This is a genomic window from Desulfovibrio sp. 1188_IL3213 (assembly GCF_036763145.1).
Taxonomy (GTDB): Bacteria; Desulfobacterota; Desulfovibrionia; order Desulfovibrionales; family Desulfovibrionaceae; genus Desulfovibrio.
In genome coordinates this window covers 1-1108 of record NZ_JBAIYR010000608.1, presented here as the reverse complement: position 1 = coordinate 1108, position 1108 = coordinate 1, and the positions used below count along the sequence as shown (strand labels likewise).

The following is a 1108-nucleotide window of genomic DNA, read 5'->3' as shown; positions in this document are numbered from 1 at the left end:
ACTTGCACAGCGGCTGCCCATTTCGTATAAAGACAAGAAGAAACACAGGAGCGGTCACGCCCCCTGCGCGGCCGCGCGGGACGGCATGCACGGCAGCAGCCCGCATGCGCGGCGAACCGGAACACTCTGGAGATGTTGGTATATGAAACGCTTTCTGCTCTGGACTGTGGGCATCTTGCTGGCAGTCACGGCGACCCTGGCCGTCTTGCTCAGCCGGATGGACACGGACTTCGTGGTCCGGCAGATCGCCGACGCCACAGCCGGGGCCACAGGCAAGCCCCTTATATTTGAAAGTTCGCCGAAACTCTCCTTTTTTCCTCCCGGGGTCAGCTTTGGCGCGGCCCGGTGGGGACAGCCGGAACAGGACGAAAGCCTTGCCGTTTCCGTCAAGGGTGGCATGGCCGAACTGGAGTTCATGCCGCTGCTGTCCGGCACTGTGGTCTTGCGCGAACTGCGGCTGGACAATCCTTCGGTCACTGTCCGGCAAAACGCGCACGGCGCCACAGGCGGCAAAAAAACAGCAGACGCCGCGCCGCCTGAAAAAAACGCCGCTGCGGACAGCAAGAGCGGCGGAACGGATGCAAGCCCCGCCAAAAACGTAAAAACGGGCGCAACGCCCCGCGATGCCGCCCCGCCCATAGAATTCAAGCGTCTGGTCATTCGCCAGGGTTCCCTGAGCCTCCTTGATGCCCAGGGGCAGGACATCAAGATCAGCGACCTGAACCTTTCTGCGGTAAATCTGCGCTCAGGCCAGGAAACCACAGTCAAGTGCGACTTCACCATCGCTCTGGGCGACGCTCCGGGAACAGCCGGACACATAGCGGGCAATCTGGCCCTGTCGGCCAAGCTCCGTTACGCGGCGCCCAACCTTGCCCTGCGCCAGACCTCCCTGACGTTCAATCCGCTTTCCGGCCAGTTGCCCAAAGAAGCCGGTCCCCTGCAACTCAATATTGAAGGCAGCCTGGATATGGACAGCCTGCGCATGCGCGTGGACAAGGGCTGGCTCGCCACGCCCCAGGCGCGTCTGGGCCTTCAGGGCGAAGCCGCTTTCAATCCCCCGGCTTTCACCGGCAATGCCGAGATCGACGGTTCTCCCCGCAAGCTTGCC

Annotated in this window: 1 protein-coding gene; it reads left to right on the top strand. The window is 62.5% G+C overall.

The genetic code is table 11. The features are described 5' to 3' along the window. Nucleotides 1–142: 142 nt before the first annotated feature. Nucleotides 143–1108: AsmA family protein (locus tag V6C16_RS13980; RefSeq protein WP_333543520.1), on the top strand; the 966-nt coding region annotated here is incomplete at its 3' end.